The 1,218-nt window shown below is 55.9% G+C and carries 1 protein-coding gene; it reads left to right on the top strand.

Annotated elements, in window-relative coordinates:
* Positions 1–57 precede the first annotated feature (57 nt).
* Positions 58–1,184 (top strand): IS3 family transposase gene (locus AC2FPW_RS16900; protein ID WP_480819781.1). Its coding sequence is split into 2 segments (ribosomal slippage): positions 58–322 and positions 322–1,184, totalling 1,128 coding nucleotides; the frame shifts between segments, so codons are not numbered across the junction.
* The last annotated feature ends 34 nt before the right edge of the window (positions 1,185–1,218 follow it).

The following is a 1,218-nucleotide window of genomic DNA, read 5'->3' as shown; positions in this document are numbered from 1 at the left end:
CTGAGCCTCCCCCACTGAACTGGTCCACCGCTATGTTTAGGAAACGGAGGACCACGAATGGCAAACAAGCGACCGAAGCCCGAAGAGATTGTCTCGAAGTTACGGCAGGTTGAAGTTCTGATGGGGCAAGGCATGTCCCGTCTTGATGCGATCAGGCAGATCGGCGTTGTTGAACAAACCTATTACCGCTGGCGCAAGAAGTACGGCGGAATGGGCGTAGATCAGTTGAAAGAACTGAAACGGCTTCAGAAAGAGAATGAGCGACTGCGACGTGCGGTATCCGATCTGACGTTGGACAAGCTGATCCTGACGGAAGCCGCGAAGGGAAACTACTGAGCCCCGCTCGTCGTCGTGCTTGTATTGACCATGTTCGCAACCAACTGAACGTTTCCGAGAGACGCGCCTGCCGCGTGCTTGGACAACACCGGTCCACGCAACGGCGTGTCCCACAAGGTCGCGCAGACGAAGACCGATTGGTGGCCGACATGATCGAGCTGACCCGTCAATACGGCCGATATGGCTATCGCAGGATCGCTGCATTGCTGAGAGAGGCTGGATGGTCTGTCAGCGATGGGCGAATTGAACGGCTTTGGCGACGAGAGGGGCTGAAAGTGCCAGTGAAACAACCGAAGAAAGGACGGCTTTGGCTGAACGATGGCTCGTGTGTTCGGCTGAGGCCGGAGTATCGCAATCATGTATGGAGCTATGATTTCGTCCATTGTCGAACCGACGATGGCAAAGCCTTCCGGACGCTGAACATCCTTGATGAGCACAGCCGGGAGTGCCTGGCGATTAGAGTGAAGCGCAAGCTGAACTCGGTCGACGTGATCGACGCCCTGACGGATCTGTTCATACTTCGGGGGGCACCCTGTTTCATACGTTCAGACAATGGGCCAGAATTTGTCGCCCAGGCTGTCCGAGACTGGACCGCCGCAGTTGGCGCCCAGACGGCTTACATTGAACCTGGGAGCCCGTGGGAGAACGGATACTGCGAAAGCTTCAATGGCCGGTTCAGGGACGAACTACTCAACGGCGAAATCTTCTACAGCCTGCGCGAAGCACAAATCCTGATCGAACAATGGAGGAGACACTACAATACAAAACGCCCCCACAGTGCACTGGGCTATCGCCCGCCGGCACCTGAAACCATCATCCCGATGGATCACAGGCCGATGATGCACTAACAATCAACTTGGACCAGTCAGATGAGGCTGCTCA

Source organism: Ruegeria sp. SATB027 (genome assembly GCF_059613825.1).
The sequence above is the reverse complement of the archived record's forward strand: the minus strand, read 5'-3'. Positions and strand labels throughout refer to the sequence as shown.